This is a genomic window from Caloranaerobacter azorensis DSM 13643 (assembly GCF_900129995.1).
GTDB lineage: Bacteria > Bacillota > Clostridia > Tissierellales > Thermohalobacteraceae > Caloranaerobacter > Caloranaerobacter azorensis.
The window spans coordinates 1-18,084 of record NZ_FQXO01000022.1; the positions used below are offsets into that span (position 1 = coordinate 1).

General features: G+C 28.7%; 19 protein-coding genes. 18 read left to right on the top strand and 1 reads right to left on the bottom strand.

What is annotated here, in order from left to right; all coding sequences use genetic code 11:
- Positions 1-318 precede the first annotated feature (318 nt).
- From BUB51_RS04970 to BUB51_RS04990, 5 genes are all read left to right on the top strand, one after another.
- The gene (locus BUB51_RS04970; RefSeq protein WP_073195998.1) at positions 319-501 is read left to right on the top strand and encodes a hypothetical protein; all 183 of its coding nucleotides are present in this window, start codon (positions 319-321) and stop codon (positions 499-501) included.
- Entirely contained in the window at positions 491-1,903 is a 1,413-nt protein-coding gene (locus BUB51_RS04975; protein ID WP_073196000.1) for a sensor histidine kinase, read from the top strand. The genes BUB51_RS04970 and BUB51_RS04975 overlap by 11 nt, the downstream gene beginning before the upstream one ends.
- Positions 1,896-3,425: a response regulator transcription factor gene (locus BUB51_RS04980; RefSeq protein WP_073196001.1), complete on the top strand. Its 1,530-nt coding sequence runs from the start codon at positions 1,896-1,898 to the stop codon at positions 3,423-3,425. Before BUB51_RS04975 ends, BUB51_RS04980 begins: the two co-directional genes overlap by 8 nt.
- Positions 3,426-3,603: 178 nt before the next feature.
- Positions 3,604-4,938 carry a type I glutamate--ammonia ligase gene (gene glnA, locus BUB51_RS04985; RefSeq protein ID WP_073196003.1) on the top strand — a complete coding sequence of 445 codons (1,335 nt, stop codon included), beginning with the start codon at positions 3,604-3,606 and terminating at the stop codon, positions 4,936-4,938.
- 86 nt (positions 4,939-5,024) lie between these two features.
- Complete coding sequence (locus BUB51_RS04990) at positions 5,025-5,597, top strand: ANTAR domain-containing response regulator (RefSeq protein WP_052045207.1); 573 nt, start codon at positions 5,025-5,027, stop codon at positions 5,595-5,597.
- 298 nt (positions 5,598-5,895) lie between these two features.
- Here the strand turns inward: BUB51_RS04990 and BUB51_RS04995 are convergent, their stop codons facing one another.
- The gene (locus BUB51_RS04995; protein ID WP_073196004.1) at positions 5,896-7,617 is read right to left on the bottom strand and encodes a 5'-nucleotidase C-terminal domain-containing protein; all 1,722 of its coding nucleotides are present in this window, start codon (positions 7,615-7,617) and stop codon (positions 5,896-5,898) included.
- 180 nt (positions 7,618-7,797) lie between these two features.
- On the opposite strand from BUB51_RS04995, the gene BUB51_RS05000 reads away from it, so the two are divergent.
- The 13 genes from BUB51_RS05000 (at position 7,798) to csaB (ending at position 18,083) form a co-directional block, all read left to right on the top strand.
- Positions 7,798-8,397 (top strand): hypothetical protein, encoded by a 600-nt coding sequence (locus tag BUB51_RS05000; RefSeq protein WP_073196006.1) that lies wholly within the window; start codon positions 7,798-7,800, stop codon positions 8,395-8,397.
- A 43-nt stretch (positions 8,398-8,440) separates the two neighbouring features.
- Positions 8,441-8,701, top strand: a complete 261-nt coding sequence (locus BUB51_RS05005) for a hypothetical protein (protein WP_035163161.1) — start codon at positions 8,441-8,443, stop codon at positions 8,699-8,701.
- Positions 8,702-8,759: 58 nt separating this feature from the next.
- Positions 8,760-10,043: an NAD(P)H-hydrate dehydratase gene (locus BUB51_RS05010; protein WP_073196007.1), complete on the top strand. Its 1,284-nt coding sequence runs from the start codon at positions 8,760-8,762 to the stop codon at positions 10,041-10,043.
- A 22-nt stretch (positions 10,044-10,065) separates the two neighbouring features.
- Positions 10,066-10,695 carry a LolA family protein gene (locus tag BUB51_RS05015; protein WP_073196009.1) on the top strand — a complete coding sequence of 210 codons (630 nt, stop codon included), beginning with the start codon at positions 10,066-10,068 and terminating at the stop codon, positions 10,693-10,695.
- A 112-nt stretch (positions 10,696-10,807) separates the two neighbouring features.
- Positions 10,808-11,983 carry an alanine racemase gene (gene alr / locus BUB51_RS05020; protein WP_035163158.1) on the top strand — a complete coding sequence of 392 codons (1,176 nt, stop codon included), beginning with the start codon at positions 10,808-10,810 and terminating at the stop codon, positions 11,981-11,983.
- A 166-nt stretch (positions 11,984-12,149) separates the two neighbouring features.
- On the top strand, positions 12,150-12,425 hold the full coding sequence (locus tag BUB51_RS05025; RefSeq protein WP_035163157.1) for a CopG family ribbon-helix-helix protein: 276 nt from the start codon (positions 12,150-12,152) through the stop codon (positions 12,423-12,425).
- Position 12,426: 1 nt separating this feature from the next.
- On the top strand, positions 12,427-12,777 hold the full coding sequence (locus tag BUB51_RS05030) for a type II toxin-antitoxin system PemK/MazF family toxin (RefSeq protein WP_035163156.1): 351 nt from the start codon (positions 12,427-12,429) through the stop codon (positions 12,775-12,777).
- A gap of 130 nt (positions 12,778-12,907) precedes the next feature.
- Entirely contained in the window at positions 12,908-13,492 is a 585-nt protein-coding gene (locus tag BUB51_RS05035) for a hypothetical protein (RefSeq protein WP_073196011.1), read from the top strand.
- 163 nt (positions 13,493-13,655) lie between these two features.
- Entirely contained in the window at positions 13,656-14,777 is a 1,122-nt protein-coding gene (locus tag BUB51_RS05040; protein ID WP_073196013.1) for a glycosyltransferase family 4 protein, read from the top strand.
- Between the two features lies 1 nt (position 14,778).
- A complete protein-coding gene (locus tag BUB51_RS05045; RefSeq protein WP_073196014.1) occupies positions 14,779-15,273 on the top strand; it encodes a DUF4330 domain-containing protein in 495 nt (164 codons plus the stop codon).
- A 14-nt stretch (positions 15,274-15,287) separates the two neighbouring features.
- Positions 15,288-15,713, top strand: coding sequence for a hypothetical protein (locus BUB51_RS05050; RefSeq protein WP_035163150.1), 426 nt, complete (start codon positions 15,288-15,290; stop codon positions 15,711-15,713).
- A complete protein-coding gene (locus tag BUB51_RS05055) occupies positions 15,704-16,966 on the top strand; it encodes an O-antigen ligase family protein (RefSeq protein WP_073196016.1) in 1,263 nt (420 codons plus the stop codon). The genes BUB51_RS05050 and BUB51_RS05055 overlap by 10 nt, the downstream gene beginning before the upstream one ends.
- A 16-nt stretch (positions 16,967-16,982) precedes the next feature.
- A complete protein-coding gene (gene csaB / locus BUB51_RS05060; RefSeq protein ID WP_073196018.1) occupies positions 16,983-18,083 on the top strand; it encodes a polysaccharide pyruvyl transferase CsaB in 1,101 nt (366 codons plus the stop codon).
- Position 18,084: the final 1 nt, after the last annotated feature.

Here is an 18,084-nt window from a genome sequence, read left to right on the forward strand (position 1 = left end):
AATACCTACTATAATCATACAAACACCTCACAATTTAAATTACAGATAGATATGCACTCTAATCTTTACAAGTTACAGCCTTGTTAGACATACGAAGAATTAGCTTTAGCTAATCAACATCCAGCTTATTCGCAAAAACTCGTAAAGTAGAGATATCACTCTTTTTTAGGAGGATTTAAACCTCAAGGGGGAATACGAAAATCTCTATCTGTTTACGAGAACAATTATCTCAAATTGTTTTTTAAAGCACAAGTTTTTTAAGTTTTCATGCTACTAGGCAGGAGGAGTAGATGAAAACTTTTAGATAGGATATTTATTTTGATGTGTTTTACAAACTATATTATACAAGGGGTAATAGAAGGAACGGTAGTTAGAGATGCATACAAAATGGGCTATAAAGCCGTAGAAACTATGTATAAAATAAAGGAAGAAGAATTTATAGATGATACTATTTTTATTGAATTGAAATATATTGATAAGGGGTCATTAGATGAAGAATAACTATGTATCTATTAAGAAAAAATTGATTATTAGTTATGTAGTAATAATTATTGTTCTAACTTGTTTAAGTAGCTACATTTTGTATACTAATTTTATTCTTACTAAAACATATAACAGTTTTATTGAGAGTATATTAATGTTAAACGAAATACAGAGTTATTTGGGAGATAGTAAAAAGAATCTAGATAAATTATTATTAACCAGATCTACAAACTATATCGATTTAATATATTCATCTATTGACGAAGCTAGAGAAACGATAAAGAAATTTCAAAAAACTAATATTACAGAAGATAATTATATGATTACTAAGGATTTATTGAATTTGCTGAATAGTTATGAAAAATATAGTGAGGAAACTTTTAGGATAGCGTTATCTTCTGCTGATGAAAGATATATCGAAAATTATAATAAGTCAAATAAAGTATATAGTTATATATTTAAAGCTTTAGAAGAAATTAATTACAATATATCGAGAAGTGGATTTGAAAATTATAGCATTATGATTCAGCACAATAGTAAGTTATTTAATATATTAATATTTATGTTGGGAATAGTTTTATTTGGGAGTTTGGCATTTGCTTATATATTTTCTATTAATATGGTTAGAAGTATAAATAAATTAACTGAAGCGGCAAAAAAGGTTTCAAAAGGAAATTTTGATATAGGTATTATTGAAATAGATAGTAATGATGAGTTGAGTATCTTGGCAAAAGCTTTTAATAAAATGATTGATAATATTAGATTTCTTTTGGATGAAATCAAGAAAAAAGCAGAATTGGAAAAGGAGGCACAATTTTTAGCACTTCAGTCGCAGATTAATCCTCATTTTCTATTTAATACATTAAATGTTATTGCGAAGATGTCCTTATTAGAGGGCGGAGAAAAGACATGTGATTTAATTGAGTCATTATCTGATATGCTAAGGTATAACTTAAGGAAAATTGATAGTAGCGTTATGATATATGAAGAATTAAAGAATATTGAAGAATACGTAAAGATACAGAGGACTAGATTTTTAGATAGGATAGATTTTTATAAAGATGTTGATGAAAATGTGCTTAAATATTATATTCCTGCTTTAACAATACAGCCTTTAGTAGAAAATGCTTTTATTCACGGATTAGAAGGCAAAGAAGATAAGGGAATAATTGAGCTGTTGATAAAAGATGAAGATGAATTTATTAGGATAGAAGTAAGAGATAATGGTAAGGGTTTTGATTTTGATAAAAATACTGAAGAGACTAAGGGGCATACGACTGGAATTGGTTTGAAAAACGTTAAGGAGAGATTGAATATATTTTTTAAGGGTAAAAGTCAAATGTATATAAAAAACAGAGATGAAGGGCATGGAGCAGTTGTAGGAATATTAATACCAAAGGTGGGAAAACAAAATGTATAGATTGTTAATAGCAGATGATGAGCCTATAGAAAGAGAAGGGTTAAAACTTATTATAAATAAGAATTTGCCGGATATTCGAGTTATAGGGGAAGCTAAAAATGGTAGGGAAGCGATAGAGTTAGTTGATGAGTTAAGTCCTGACATTTTACTTTTAGATATAAAGATGCCGGGGATAAACGGTATAGAGGCAGCTAAAGAGATAAGAAGAAAATATAAAAATTTAAAAATAATTATATTATCGGCGTATGACTATTTTGCCTATGCTAAGGAGAGTTTTAGTTTGGGCGTTTATGATTATCTTCTAAAACCGGTGAGAAGGGCAAAATTGATTGAAACTTTAGAAAAGGTTATCAGTGAAATTGAAAAGGAAAGAATTGAAAGGCAGGAAAAATTAAAATTAAGAGAAGAATTATCTGATATAAAAAATATGTTTGAAGAAAAATTTGTAACAATTATTTTAGAAGATGGATTAAAAGGAGAAAATAATATAAAGAACAGAATTGATATACTGGATATGACGTTTGACTTGTATTATGTGTTAGCGATTAGCATAGAATCTAAAAATAATGATATGCTATCGAATATTTATGATGAGGTTTTTAGATATTTTAAGCATAGAGAGAAATCTATAATATCGAAATATAATGATAATATATATGTGTTGGTAGAGGTAGATAATATAAATGAGATTGAAGTAAAAAGATTATCTTATGAAAGGGCAAATAAGATATATAACAGGCTTATTGGAAAATATGATATAGATATTAGGATTGGTGTAAAGATAGGCAGAGGGATAGATAATCTGAAAAGAGTAATCATAGAAGCGAATAAACTTATTATTAGTGTAAAGAATAAAAACATTATAAGTGATTTTTATGATAAAAATGAAGAAGATTTAATTGAAATAAAAGAAGAGTATCAAAAAATATTAAGTATAATAAAAGGGATAGTTAATGGAGATAGAGAATCTTTAATAGAATTATATAATTTATTAGAGATGTTGTGCATTTCAGAGAATTATAAGATAATAAAATTATATGAAATTATAAGTATTTTAAGATTTCTAATATTTAAGAAAAGAGGAAAGATGTATTTTAATGATTTATTGTCAGGAAGTAAAAATTTGGAATTAGATTTATGTTATGTAAAAAAGATTGTAATTGATGAATTAAATAAGTATTTCGTCGAGATTAATAATCAAACACATGAAATCATAGAAAGGGCAAAGGAGTATATTTATAAGAACTATAATAAAGATATAAAATTAGAAGATGTGGCTGAAAAAGTATCAGTTAGTCCTTATTATTTTAGTAAGCTTTTTAAAAAAGAAATGGGTAAGAATTTTATTGATTTTTTAACTGAATTGAGAATAGAAGAAGCTAAGAAAAAATTAGATGAAGGCATGTCTATTAAAGCAGTATCAAGATGTATAGGATATAGTGACCCTAATTATTTTAGTAGAGTTTTCAAAAAAATAACAGGAATGAGTCCGAATAGTTATAAGAAAATTCTTAAAAAATAAAATAAATTTCTTAATAGATATTGACAAAACATATTTATTTTGATAACATCAAAACATGTTTAAAAAGACATACTAATTGGTAGGCAAAGGCGTCTACGAATAGGAGGTTATTAACCTCTTATTTGTTGACGCCTTTTATATTTATAAAATATGAAGAAATAGTGAAGGAGTGGATTAGATGAGAAAGAGATATAGTAAAGAAGATGTATTAAAAATTTCAAAAGACTTAGGAGTTGAATTTATACATTTGCAATTTACAGATATTTTTGGAGTAATGAAAAATGTAGCTATAACTATAGAGCAGTTGGAAAAGGCTTTAAATAATGAGATTATGTTTGATGGTTCTTCTATTGATGGATTTGTAAGAATCGAAGAATCAGATATGTATTTAAGACCAGATCCTTCGACTTTTGTAATTTTCCCATGGGCTACTCAAGTAAGAGAAGCAAGGTTAATTTGCGATATTTATGATAAAAATGGAAATCCTTTTGAAGGATGTCCAAGGAATGCATTAAAAAGAGTATTAAAAGAAGCTGAAGAAATGGGATATAAATTTAATGTAGGACCAGAATGTGAGTTTTTCCTTTTTTATACCGATGAAAAGGGTAATCCTTCATTAGTTACACATGATAATGCGGGCTATTTTGATTTAGCACCTGTAGATTTGGGTGAAAGTGCAAGACGAGATATGGTCTTGACATTAAAAGATATGGGATTTGAAATAGAAGCTTCACATCATGAAGTTGCGCCAGGGCAGCATGAAATTGATTTTAAATATGATGATGCTCTGATGACAGCAGATAATATCATGACTTTTAAAATGGTGGTTAGAATTATAGCACAAAGACATGGACTTCACGCGACATTTATGCCTAAACCTATAGCTGGAATAAATGGTTCAGGTATGCATACAAACATGTCTCTAGCGACATTAGATGGTAAAAATGTATTTTATGATGAAAATGATGAGTTAGGACTGTCAAAAGTTGCATATAATTTCCTTGGAGGATTAATTAAACATAGTAGGGCTTTTACGGCGATTACAAATCCAACAGTTAATTCATATAAGAGATTAGTACCGGGTTATGAGGCTCCAGTATATGTAGCATGGTCAGCTAGCAATAGGAGCCCATTAATTAGAGTACCAGCTAAAAGGGGTAATTCTACTAGATTAGAATTAAGAAGTCCTGATCCTTCAGCAAATCCTTATTTAGCTTTGGCTACTATTTTAAAGGCTGGGTTAGATGGAATAAAGAAAGAGATTGAGCCGCCTACTCCAGTTAATGGAAATATATACAATATGAGCGGAAAAGAGAGAAAAGAGCAGGGAATATTGAGTTTACCTTCTAATATATATGAAGCTGTAAAAGAATTATCTAATGATGAAATAATTAAAGAGGCTTTAGGAAAGCATATATATGATAGATTTGTTGATGCAATAGAATTAGAATGGAAAGAATATATAACTCGTGTTACTCAATGGGAAATCGATAAGTATTTAACAAAATTCTAAATTAAAGGAGCGTAATTGCGCTCCTATTTTTAATAATAATAAATTAGTGATATAATAACATATAAAGATTTTGATGAGGTGAAAATATGATAAGGCAAGGTATCATTGTCGTCGTTAGTAGCAATGATAAAATTAGAAATATAATAAGTGGACTACTTAAAAAAAGAGGATATTCTATTTATGAAGCTAGCGATGGTGCGAGTGCAATAAGATTAGCTAGAAGTCTAAAGCCTCATCTTGTTTTAATGGATTTTAATTTAGTTGGAGCAGGAGCTTATAATACAGCTAGAATAATAGAAGATGACAATTTATCATCGGTTATTTTTATTACATCAAATCCAAATAAAAATTTTATAGAACTGCTTAAAAATATGACTATTTATGCCTATATCACTATACCTATAAATCCATCTCAATTGTACCAGATAGTTGAGTTTTCACTCATTAATTCTAGTAAAATTAAAGAACTTAAAATAAAAGTAGATAAGCTAGAGAATAAGTTAAGAGCGAGAAAGAAGATAGAAAAAGCCAAAGGAATTATTATGAGGATGTATAATATTAGTGAAGATGAAGCATATACATATATGAGAAAAAAGAGTATGGATAGATGTATTACTATGGAACAATTAGCAGAAGAAATATTGAAAGATAAAAATTAAGGCAGTCTAAACTATTGACAGACTTATTCTCTTAAGTATTTTATGAAAATGAAAGCGAATGCTTGAAAGAATTTAGTTAAAAAACTAGGCAAAAATTTTGTAGAAAATCCGTGGGTTTGACAGGAGGTCAAACCAGCATCCTGCAAGACAGGAGGTCTTGATTAGGTGCGTTAGGATTTTCTAAAAATTTGAGCCTTAAGTTTTTTCTAAATTCGTCTGCATGAGCGTCATTTTCATAAAATATTTTATTTTGTCAACAAATTCAAAAATTAAGGCAGTCTAACAGACTGCCTTAATTTTAAGCAACATTAGGTAATTCAAATATAACCGAACTTACATTTTTACTAACATCAGTAATTCTTCCCTCAACTTTTGGTGAAATCACTTTATTATTTCTTATATTTTCAATTAAAGCATCTCTTAATAATATGAAAGTATTAGTCCATTTAATTTCTTTTAATGTAACAAAACCATCTTGTCCTCCAGATAGGAAGTCATTTGTTGCGACTGTATAAGTTTTATCCATTTCAATAGGAGTACCATCTTCTAGGTAGATATCAATTACTCTTTCGCCTTCTGGTTTAGTTGAATCGTAAGTGAATTTTATACCTGATATTTGTAACATTCCCTTATAAAGAGTAACACTTTGCTCTAATATAGCCTTTATTTGAGCACCAGTCATTTCACCAGTAACGATTGTATTATCAAATGGCATAGCTTCAAAAATATTACCTATAGTTACATCTCCAGCAGTAAGATCGGCTCTAATACCGCCTGCATTTGTAAATGCTATTTGCACATTAGCTTTTTTCCTCATTACATCAGTTATCCAGTTACCCATAGCTGATTCATTATTATAATCTCTTAAAATATCAGTTTCAGCTTTACCTATTACCTTTCCAAATATAGGTTTTAATTCTTCATTATATTTATCTACCATAGCTTGAACTTTAGCATCTGGTTCAATATTAAGATTACCTTTTCTTACTTCTATTAATTCTATGTTATTGCCAACAACTTTTTTTGCTTTAGTATCATAGTATAAAGTTATATGTCCAATCATTCTACCATGTTTATAGGCTTGAATAACGGGAATACCATTTATTATACCGGCAACTTGCTGATGGCTGTGTCCGCCAATAGCTGCATCGGCTCCAGTTATACCTTTTGCTAAATCGGCTAATTCACCAGTTATCTCTTTTGTTTCTTTATCCTGTGATGCTGGTAAGTGACTTAAAATTATTATTATGTCAGCACCTTGCTTTTTAACTTCAGGTATCAATTTATTGCAGATTTCAACAGGATCTTTAAATTCATATAAGCCAACATAATCAGCATGAGCTGTGATTGCAGTTTCAGGAGTTGCTAAACCTATAATACCTATTTTTACACCATTTTTTTCAATAATAGTATATGGTTTAGCCCAGTTAACAGGTTTTCCATTTTCGTAAATGTTTGCAACTATAAATTCAAAATTTGCATTTTTTAATGTATCTAATATTGTTTCAATACCCCAGTCGAATTCATGATTACCTACTGTCATTGCATCAAAGCCTATCATGTTCATCATTTCAACTACAGGTTTACCTCTTAATAGATTAGACATTGGAGTTCCTTGGAATGCATCACCTGCATTTAATATGATTGTTCCTTCAGGATTCATGTTTTTATAATACTGCATATAGGCTGCAAATTTAGCTGCCCCTGCCTCATATCCACCTTCTAATTTTCCATGAAAATCGTTGGAAGTTAAAATATCAATTCTTTTAATAGTTGATGGAATAAGAATTTTTTGTCCAGGGAAAATAAGATGAGGATTTTTTAATTTATTGTATTTAGCAATTTCTTTCCAGTCAAATCCATAGCTTTCCGCTATTTTCCAAAGAACATCTCCAGATTTAACTGTATAAGTTTTTGGATTTGTATCAAATCCTTCGGCGTTGATTAAATTTAAAGGTAATATTAGAGTTACTAGAAGAATAAGTACTAGAATTAAATTAAGTTTTTTAAGTCTTTTCATGAGAACCCTCCTTTTAAGTTTAGTTATTTTAGTTACTTTTAAGTAAATTCTGCAGAAACAGCTAAAATCCTTTAATAAATTATATTAATTTTTGAGTTTAATATTATTAATTATCTAGTAGCAGCAACCTATTTAACAAAGTAGGTAAAATATTGTATAATCAATCTGGGAGGAGTTTATATGTTCGAAAAAGATATTGATATAGATTATGGGGTAATTATTAAAAATAAAGTACCTATATTGACAATGGATAGTAATTGGAAGACAATATTCGGTAATTCTAATAATAAGGATATCAATAATTATAAGAATATTTTAAATGATTTAATTAAAGAGCAGAGAGAGCTAAGTAGGAAATTGGTACAGTTAAAAACTAAGAAAAAAAGGCTTATGGCGATGATTTTGAATTTATCTAATGAAATCAATAATAGAAATAATAGTAAGGCAGTAGAAAAATTAGATGAATGTCAAAGAGAGATACATTCAATAAATGAAGAAATAGAAACTTATACTTTTAAATTAGAAATGCTGCCAAAAGAGATTAGGGCAGCGAATTTAAGTTTATTAAAGGCTACTATAAAAGTTGCATATAAAGATATAAAATCTAACCAAGAAGAATTAGATTCGATATGTAGTCAAATAGAGGAATTAAGGGGAAAATTAAAAAATTTAATTGAAGCTAAACACGAAAAGGAAGAAATTGTAAATAAAACTTATAGTTTTTTACATGGAATTTTAGGCAGTAAAGAGATGGAAAGATTAGATAATGAACTGCTGTAAGAGATAGAAAAAATATTTTGTTAAGAAAGGGAGTTTATAATTTATGAAAACTATTATGTTATTTCTTATATTAATTAGTGGATTAGAGATATTTTTTAGCATTTTTACGTATTTAATAAATTTCATTATTTCTTTATTTAAAAAGGATTACAATATGAGTCAAAAGGTAAAAGATGCTATTAAATTAGTGTCAGTTGCGGTTTTTATGGTATCTGTATTCTATTTTTTATTAGAATTTGTAAAAGTTATGGCAAAACTGTTTAATATACCATTGGATAAGAGCATATTGGACATTTTTAAATAGATTTAAAGCGGCTTATGCCGCTTATTTCAATAGTAAAATTTTAAGGGGAGATGGAATAATGATTAAAGGTAGTGGAATAGATATAATAGAGATAGATAGAATAAAAAAAGCTGTGGAAAATGAAAAATTTATTAAGAGAATATTTTGCGAAGAAGAAATAGAGTACTTTTTAAAAAGGAATATGAATATAAGGACGATAGCAGGAATGTTTGCTGGGAAGGAAGCGGTTAGTAAGGCGTTAGGTCAAGGAATTAGAAATTATAAATGGACTGACATTAAGATATTGCATGACAATTTAGGTAGACCATTTGTTGTTTTGTCAGGCAATGCTGAAAATGTATCAAGAGAGTTGGGAATAGAGAATATTCAACTCTCGATAAGCCATTGCGATACATATGCGGCGGCTTTTGCTGTTGCAGAAGGTAAGAGAGAGTATATAGAAACAGTAAAAACAGAAGAAGGGATTAAAAATGGGATAACAATTAATAAAAACATAGTATCTAATATCATTCCAAAAAGAAAGATTGATTCACATAAAGGTACATATGGTAGAGTAGGGATAATAGCAGGAAGTTTAGGTATGACTGGGGCAGCATATTTAACTTCTACTTCATGTTTAAGGAGTGGAAGTGGATTGGTGTATTTGTTTACTCCAAAATCTCTAAACAAAATATTAGAAATTAAAACTACAGAAGTAATAACTATTCCAGTTGAAGATAATAACAAAGGACATTTTTGTATAGAAGAATTAGAATATATTCTAAAAAATATTGAAAAAATGGATGTATTAGCTGTAGGTCCAGGATTAGGAGTTGATTCAGAAAGAACCGAATTAGTTAAGCAAATACTATTGAATTATAAAAAAGCTGTTGTTTTAGATGCTGATGGAATTAATTGCCTTGTTAATAATACAGAAGTGTTTAAACAGAGAAAAGCTAGAATGGTTATAACGCCTCATCCAGGCGAACTTGCTAGATTACTTGGTATTAGTATTGAAGAAATAGAGTCTGACAGAGTAAGGTATGCTCGATTTACTTCAAAGAAATTTGGAGTTATTACAGTTTTGAAAGGAGCTAATACAGTAGTTAGCAGTGAAGAAGGTAAGATTTATATCAATACTACTGGCAATCCGGGTATGGCTACAGCGGGAAGTGGAGATGTTTTAACGGGGATAATTACAAGTTTTATAGGTCAAGGAATTGAATGTTTAGATGCAGCTGTTGCAGGTGTTTATATACATGGTTTGTCTGGTGATTTGGCAAAATATGATAAAGGCGAATACGGTTTAATTGCTACAGATATTTTAGAACATATTCCTTATTCTATAAAATCTTTAAATTAAAAATTTGCTTGGAGTTGGTAGAATGAAACGTATAGCCTTATTGTTACTACTAAGTATTTTATTTTTAAATGCATGCGGTAAAATAACTGATGAGCAAATTTTTTATAAAATACAAAAGAAATATAATAAAATGGAAAGTTACAGCTGTTTTGCTAAAATAATAATCAATGGAGGTAAAGAACCAAAAGAATATAAGGTAAAACAGATTTTTAAGAGACCAAATAAATATATAATACAGATTATAGAACCTGAAGAAAGTAAAGGAATAACTACAGTATATAATGGAGAACAGGCTTGGATTTATCATCCGCAAATAGACCAATCTATATTGATAAGAGATTACAAAGATTCCCCAGATGAAAATATGTTTGTAGGCTACTTTTTAAGGAATCTTATTACAACAGAAATGGTTAAACTTGAATCGGAGAGGATAGAGGATAATGATTATTTAATAATTACAACTATGATTCCAGGTAATAATAAATATAGAATGTATCAGAAATTATGGGTAGATAAAAAAACTTACTTACCATATAAATTATATATATTAGATAAAGATGAGAAAATTGCTGTCGAAATTTATTATTCAAAATTTTTATATAATATTGATATAAAAGATGAAAAATTTGAAGTTTATGCTTTGAAAAATTGACAAAAGTGATAAAATTTAATTAGAGGGGTTTGATAAGAATTTTCTATAAATTTTTAAAATTCGATAAAATGCGAGAGAAGATTTAGTTAAAAACAGACAAGGGGGACAAAGAATGTCGTCTTTAACTGATATAAGACCAGTGTGGGCTGAAATTAACTTGGACCATTTAGCACATAATATAAAGGAAGTAAAAAGGGTAGTTAAAGATGGTACTTTAATAACTGCAGTAGTTAAAGCAAATGCTTATGGACATGGAGCCATTAAAGCAGCAGAAACTTTTATTAATAATGATGCCGATAGACTGGCTGTAGCTACATTATCAGAAGCTATTGAACTGAGAAAGGCTGGATTTAAAGTACCTATACTCATATTAGGTTATACTCCTGAATGTCAATTTGAAAAAGTTATTAAATATGATATAATTCAGACAATTTATACCTATGAACATGGAGTAGCATTTTCAAAAGTTGCTGAAAGATTAGGCAAAATTGGTATAATGCATATAAAAATAGATACAGGAATGAATAGACTGGGGTTTGAAGTTAATAAGCATACTGTAGAACAAATATGTAGGATTTGTCAACTTCCTTATATTGAAGTAGAAGGGATTTTTACACATTTTGCAGTTGCTGATGAAAAAGATAAAACTTTTACAAGAAGGCAATTTAATGAGTTTAAAGGATTAATCGAAGAATTAGAAAAAAGGGGCATTAAAATACCTATTAAGCATGTGTCGAATAGTGCGGCAATAATAGATTTACCAGAATATAATCTTGATATGGTTAGAGCAGGAATTATGTTATATGGTCTTTACCCATCAGATTATGTTAATAAATCAAATGTTGATTTAAAACCTGTTATGACTTTAAAAACAAAAATATCACATTTAAAAACAGTACCTAAGGGAATGGGAATTAGTTATGGGCTTACATATGTTACAGCAAAAGAGTCTAAAATAGGGACATTACCAATAGGATATGCTGATGGTTTTACTAGAATTCTTACAGGGAAAGCAGAAGTTGTGGTGAAAGATAAAAGAGTTAAGGTTGTTGGTAGAATATGTATGGACCAGTGTATGGTAGATTTAACTGAAGTAGAAGACGTAAATATAGGAGATGAAGTAGTGCTATTTGGTGATGGTATAAATTCTCTACATATAGATGAAATAGCTAAAAAACTTGGCACAATAAATTATGAAATTGTATGCATGGTAAGCAGAAGAGTTCCTAGAGTTTATGTAAAAAATGGTGAAATAGTAGAAGTGGTTGATTATTTACTAGACAGATGAACAAAATGTTAACAAAATATTGTTAACTTATCATAACAGTTTATTGACACTTTTATAAATAATAATATATAATCAAGTATATATTACTTTATATAAGAATATATTAAAATATAGAGACTTTCAAATGACATATAAATATGAGGTCCCTAGGTATGGAGGTGCTCAAATGGCCGAAACAAAAAGGATTATGATAAGTTTACCTGACAGCTTATTAGAAGAGATTGATTGTATTATTTCAATTGAGAAAAAAAATAGAAGTGAGTTTATAAGGGAGGCCATGAGACTTTATATTAGAGAAAGAAAAAAAATGGAGATAAGAGAAAAACTTAAATCTGGGTATATGGAAATGAGTCATATTAACTTAAATTTAGCTGAAGTCGGTTTTGAAGAAGATGTTAGAGAATTGTTTAATTACGAGGCTAAATTGACGGGAAGTGAATAGAATGATTGTAAAGAGAGGAGATATATATTATGCTGATCTTAGCCCTGTTATAGGTTCAGAACAGGGAGGTGTAAGACCTGTTTTGGTTATTCAAAATGATATAGGTAATAAATACAGTCCTACTGTTATAGTAGCAGCAATAACTTCTCAAATTAATAAAGCAAAATTGCCGACTCATATAGAAATTAGTGCTACAGATTATGGACTTCCCAAAGATTCAGTAGTTCTATTAGAACAAATTAGAACAATTGATAAAAAAAGGCTTAGAGAAAAGATTGGTTTTTTTGATGATGATATGATGGAAAAAGTTAATGAATGCTTGAAAATTAGCCTGGGGCTGATTGATTTTTAGAATGGTAATAAGCGGCTTTTAGTCGCTTTTTTAATTGTCGACAATATTTCCTGGGAAATTGAAAAATAAAATATATTATGACAGGATTTTTAAAAGAACGGTCGAATGTATAAATAGAGGAGGTGTTTTTGTGCTTCAAAAAATAAAGAAAAGAAAAACTTTAGTGTATGCAATAACTGTTGGTACAGCTTTTTTTGTATTTATTGGAATAGGGAAAGCTGCATTAAATGAACCGGGGACATTAGAAGATCCGTTAGTTACACAGAGCTATGTTGAAAAGCGTATTGAACAAGTAAAATATTACATAGACCAGAAAATTCAAGAGGTTTATGGAAATGTGAATTTAAATACTACTAATATACAGGATTTAATTAAAGAGAATCAAGAATTAAAGAAAAGATTATTAGAATTAGAAGAAAATAAATCAAAAGAAAATATAAATACAGCAATCCCTAAATTAGAAGTTGTTGAATTAAAAAATGGGCAAAAACTTATATGTAAAGCTGGAACAGAAATTATTTTAAGAGGTGGGAAGGCTAAAGCTATAGCTGGAGAATTAGGGGGATTATCTGATGTTACTGGAGCAGTAGACATAAAAATGGATCAGAATATTCCGCCGAATCATCTTTTGATAGTTCCAAGAGATGATGGAAGAGGGGTGTATGTAGAAAAGTATGCTATATTTATGGTTAGAGGAGAATATGAAATAAAGTAGTTTGTCTTTGTTGATTGTTAGAGCTGTGGAGTAAGCAGCTCTTTTAATATGAGAAGTTATAGATTAAGTTTGTAATAGAAAGTGTTATGCTATTGTGTTATAATAATATAGATATTTAAGATATTACCTGAAAGGAGGAAGCTCTCACTGAGAGCTACTATATATGAAAGTACTTCATTTAATAAGTGGCGGCGATACTGGTGGGGCCAAAACGCATGTGCTGTCTTTAGTTAAGGAGTTAGGTAGAAGGATAGATGTGAAACTGATTTGCTTTTTAGAAGACGAGTTCTATTATGAAGGTAAATCTTTAGGAATAGATATAGAAGTATTTAAACAAAAAAAGAGATATGATTTGTCTGTTATTAAGAGATTAAAAGACGTTATTGTAGATAATAATTATGATATTATACATTGTCATGGAGCTAGAGCGAATTTCGTTGGTATGATGTTAAAGAGGATGGTTAAGAAACCTTTCATTACAACTATACACAGCGATTATAAATTAGACTTTAAGGATAATCTATATAAATGCATAGTGTATACGACTATAAATTCTTTAGCATTAAGATTTTTCGACTATTATATAGCTATTTCTACAAATTTTAAAAATATGCTTGTAGATAGAGGGTTTAATGAAAATAAAATTTTTACAGTATATAATGGGATAGATTTTAATAGTGAAATTAAAATTACGCCCAAGGAGTTATTTTTAAAGAGCTTTGGGATAGACCCAAAAGATAAGATAATAGTAGGAATAATGGGCAGGCTCGAAATGGTAAAAGATCATGAGACTTTTGTCAAGGCTGCTATAAATGTGTTAAAGAATAGAGATGATGTAATTTTTTTAATTGCTGGTTCAGGAGCAGAAGAAAAAAGACTTTTCCAATTGGTTAAAGAGCATGGTTTGCAAGAGAGTATTTATTTTTTAGGCTTTGTAAAAGAACCTTATTCATTTTTTAATGCTATTGATATTAATGTTCTAACTTCAAAAAGTGAGAGTTTTCCATATGTTGTACTTGAGGGCGCTAGGATGAAGAAGCCGATTTTATGTACTAATGTGGGCGGACTAGGTGATTTAGTAGTAGATGGCGTTAACGGTCATTTGTTTGAAGTAGGGGATATTTTATCTTTAAGTAATTATATAAATTTTCTTTTAGATAATAGAAGTAAAATAAGGCAGTTAGGAGAAAATCTCTATAAAGATGTTATTGAGAAATTTTCATTAGAAAAAATGACTAATGAGCATGTGAAAATATATGAGAAAATTCTAGATAGGAGGGTATAAGATGAAAATTATTGATAATAAAGGTAGGATTTTTGGATTAATAAATATAATTGATTTAACAGTTTTACTAATATTTGTACTTTTAATAGTAGGTGGAGGGTATAAACTTTCTAAATCTAAACCTAATGTTGTAGCAGAGGGGCAAAAAGTTTTAGTTAAACTTGAAATAAGCAATGTAAGGAAACCGACAGTAGACGGAATCGAGGAAGGTGCAATATTATATCATTATGATAGAGGACAAGTTTTTGGTAAAATAGTTGAGAAAAAAGTTAAGAATTTTAAAGAGGCTGTAACTACAAGTGATGGTAAGATAGTTATGGCTGATGTACCGGGTAAATATGTTATTGATTTAACTGTTGAAGCTGATGCTGTTATAACAGATCAAGTTATTATTGTTGGTGGAGAACATACGAGAATAGGAACGCAATTTAGATTAAAAAATAAAAATGTTGCTGTTTTTGCTACTGTATTAGGAATTGAAACTAAAGCAGATTAGTAGGGGATGATATTGTGTATGCTAGCTACACATTTACCGTTTTATCTAAAATTTATGAAAAGGCTAATATATTTTATGAGTATAGTTTGTTAAAGAGAGTTTTTATAAAAATAAAAAGTTTTTTTAAGTGGCTATCGGCAGGTTCACTATTAGTAGCTTTTTTAACACATGAGAGTACAATACTAGAAAGTAGTTTTTTGTTTAAAATATATTGCTTAATAGTTGATACAATTAATAAATTGTTTAAAAGTCTCAATATTTTCTTTATTAAAAATATAAAAGAAAGCTATAGTTATAAATTGATTATAAAGAGAATTAATAAGTATTTTGCAAATTCAAGAACAGACTTTGAAAATATAATTAAAAATAGTTATCTTTTTAAATTTATCATTTATATGTTTACATTAGATGAAGATGATGGAGGGGAAAAATGGTGGTAAAAGTATTGGCGGGGCTTATTGCCATATTGCTGTCGATAATTGATATAAAGATTGGAATAGGCCTAGCCATTTTTATATTACCTTTTGTGCCTAAAGCCTATTCACTTATATATTTAATATCTTTATTTATGGTTTTTATATTCAGACAAATATTTATAGTTAGATGGGATTTAAAAAAGAGCGTATTTGGTGCATTTATTTTCATTTTAGCATCTGTGATGTTAATATCTACTTTAACTTCTTATAACCCACAAGGAAGTTTTAGAGATTTAGTTATACATTTTAGTTCATTAGGATTACTTATTGTTATGGTTAATAATATTGAAAATAAAAAACAGTTAAATTCTATTTTGACATTATTTGTATTTACTGCTGTTTTAGTAGCTATATATGGTCTATATCAATATAAAGTTGGTATAAAATTAGATAGAGCGTGGGTTGATGTTTCTATCAATCCAGATATAAATACGAGAGTTTTTTCAGTTTTTGGTAATCCTAATATATTGGCAGAATATTTAATAATGTCAATTCCTATTTCAATAGCTTTGTTTTGGTTCACGAAAAAGCTTTTTAAGAAATTAATATTTTTAGTAAGTAGTTTGATTTTAATTGGAACGTTGATATTGACATTTTCTAGAGGTGGATGGTTAGGATTTGCTTTTGGTGTATTAATATTTGTTATATTAATAGAAAAGAGATTATTGTTATCATTAATACCTGCTGGAGTTTTGGCGATTTTTATAATGCCGTCTACTGTAATTCATAGGATTGCGACTATTGGAAATTTAAGTGATTCATCAAATGCTTATAGAATAAAAGTGTGGACAATAACATTAGATATTATTAGAGATAATCTAATTACTGGAGTTGGTTTTGGTTATATTCCTTTTAGAGAGACTTTTTTAAAGTATATAAGGACTATGAATGTATATCATGCTCATAATATGTATCTTGAAACATTAGCTGAAATGGGAATAGGTGGATTTATATTATTCATATTATTTATTTTTATTATCTATAAATATGCTATAATAACTTTAATAAAAAATAATGATAGGTATTTAAAGACTATGATTGCAGGTGTATTGGCAGGTTTATCATCTGTTTTATTTCATGGTCTATTTGAAAATATATTGTATTTACCGAGAATAATAATAACGTTTTGGATGTTAATATCGTTTATATTAGTGGCTGTTAGATTGTCTAAAGAAGAAAGCAAAGAGATGAGGCTTAATAATATAGAGATAATATAGATAAGGGAGTATATCTATGAAAAAGAGAAGAAGGGTTTTGATTTCTGGATACTATGGGTTTAATAACAGTGGGGATGATGCAATTTTAAAAGCTATTGTTAAAGACTTTAAACGCAGCAGTAAAGATATTGACATTGTGGTATTATCAAATAATCCATCGAGTACACAAAAAACTTATGATGTAAAAGCTATAAATAGATTCAATATAATTGATATACTTTTAGAGATGCGTAATATTAATATGCTAGTTAGTGGTGGTGGCAGTTTATTACAAGATGTTACGAGTACTAGATCTATAATTTACTATTTATTTATAATTTTCTTAGCAAAATTATTCGGAAAACCTGTAATGATTTATGCTAATGGTATTGGTCCAATAAATAAAAGGTTGAACAGATTTTTGACTAAGATTATACTAAATAAGGTAGATATGATAACTTTAAGGGATTCTAATTCAAAAGAGACATTAAAAAATATAGGTGTAAATATTGACAATATATTTGTAACGGCCGATCCAGTTTTTACTCTGGAAGCATCAAATGAAAAAAGAGTAAAAGAGATATTTATAAAAGAGGGAATACCTCAATGTAAACCTCTGATAGGATTAGCAGTTAGGGAGTGGAAAAATTCAGAGAAATTAAAGGAAACATTAGCTAAAACATTAGATTTTTTAAGCAATAATTATGGAATGAAATTTTTACTCATTCCAATGCATTACCCTGAAGACTTAAAAATAAGTCAAGAGATTAAGGAAAACACTAATGCAGATTGTTATATATTAAAGAATAGTTATAATGTTGAGGATATAATGGGTATAATCAAATATTTAGATATGATTATAGCTATGAGATTACATTCGCTTATATATGCTGCTACGCAAGCAGTTCCAATGGTTGGTTTAATATATGATCCTAAAGTTGAAGGTTTTTTAGATATGCTTAATGTTGATGCTAGATGTTATGTAGATTCAATTGAGATGGTTGATTTATGTACACAAATTGAAAAGGTATGGAGAAAAAAAAGCGAATATAATAAATTGCTCATGCAGGCGAAGAATATACTTGAAAGAAAGGCAAAAGATAATATATCTATGGCTTTAGAATTATTAAAAAAGTAGG

What these genes read in the sequence shown, in the direction of transcription:
- BUB51_RS05030 (WP_035163156.1), top strand. Translation starts at nt 12,427, where the DNA reads ATGATTGTAAAGAGAGGAGATATATATTATGCTGATCTTAGCCCTGTT.
- alr (WP_035163158.1), top strand. Translation starts at nt 10,808, where the DNA reads ATGTCGTCTTTAACTGATATAAGACCAGTGTGGGCTGAAATTAACTTG.
- csaB (WP_073196018.1), top strand. Translation starts at nt 16,983, where the DNA reads ATGAAAAAGAGAAGAAGGGTTTTGATTTCTGGATACTATGGGTTTAAT.
- BUB51_RS05015 (WP_073196009.1), top strand. Translation starts at nt 10,066, where the DNA reads ATGAAACGTATAGCCTTATTGTTACTACTAAGTATTTTATTTTTAAAT.
- BUB51_RS05005 (WP_035163161.1), top strand. Translation starts at nt 8,441, where the DNA reads ATGAAAACTATTATGTTATTTCTTATATTAATTAGTGGATTAGAGATA.
- BUB51_RS05045 (WP_073196014.1), top strand. Translation starts at nt 14,779, where the DNA reads ATGAAAATTATTGATAATAAAGGTAGGATTTTTGGATTAATAAATATA.
- BUB51_RS05000 (WP_073196006.1), top strand. Translation starts at nt 7,798, where the DNA reads ATGTTCGAAAAAGATATTGATATAGATTATGGGGTAATTATTAAAAAT.
- BUB51_RS05025 (WP_035163157.1), top strand. Translation starts at nt 12,150, where the DNA reads ATGGCCGAAACAAAAAGGATTATGATAAGTTTACCTGACAGCTTATTA.
- BUB51_RS04975 (WP_073196000.1), top strand. Translation starts at nt 491, where the DNA reads ATGAAGAATAACTATGTATCTATTAAGAAAAAATTGATTATTAGTTAT.
- BUB51_RS04995 (WP_073196004.1), bottom strand. Translation starts at nt 7,617, where the DNA reads ATGAAAAGACTTAAAAAACTTAATTTAATTCTAGTACTTATTCTTCTA.
- BUB51_RS04990 (WP_052045207.1), top strand. Translation starts at nt 5,025, where the DNA reads ATGATAAGGCAAGGTATCATTGTCGTCGTTAGTAGCAATGATAAAATT.
- BUB51_RS05055 (WP_073196016.1), top strand. Translation starts at nt 15,704, where the DNA reads ATGGTGGTAAAAGTATTGGCGGGGCTTATTGCCATATTGCTGTCGATA.
- BUB51_RS05010 (WP_073196007.1), top strand. Translation starts at nt 8,760, where the DNA reads ATGATTAAAGGTAGTGGAATAGATATAATAGAGATAGATAGAATAAAA.
- BUB51_RS04980 (WP_073196001.1), top strand. Translation starts at nt 1,896, where the DNA reads ATGTATAGATTGTTAATAGCAGATGATGAGCCTATAGAAAGAGAAGGG.
- BUB51_RS05040 (WP_073196013.1), top strand. Translation starts at nt 13,656, where the DNA reads ATGAAAGTACTTCATTTAATAAGTGGCGGCGATACTGGTGGGGCCAAA.
- glnA (WP_073196003.1), top strand. Translation starts at nt 3,604, where the DNA reads ATGAGAAAGAGATATAGTAAAGAAGATGTATTAAAAATTTCAAAAGAC.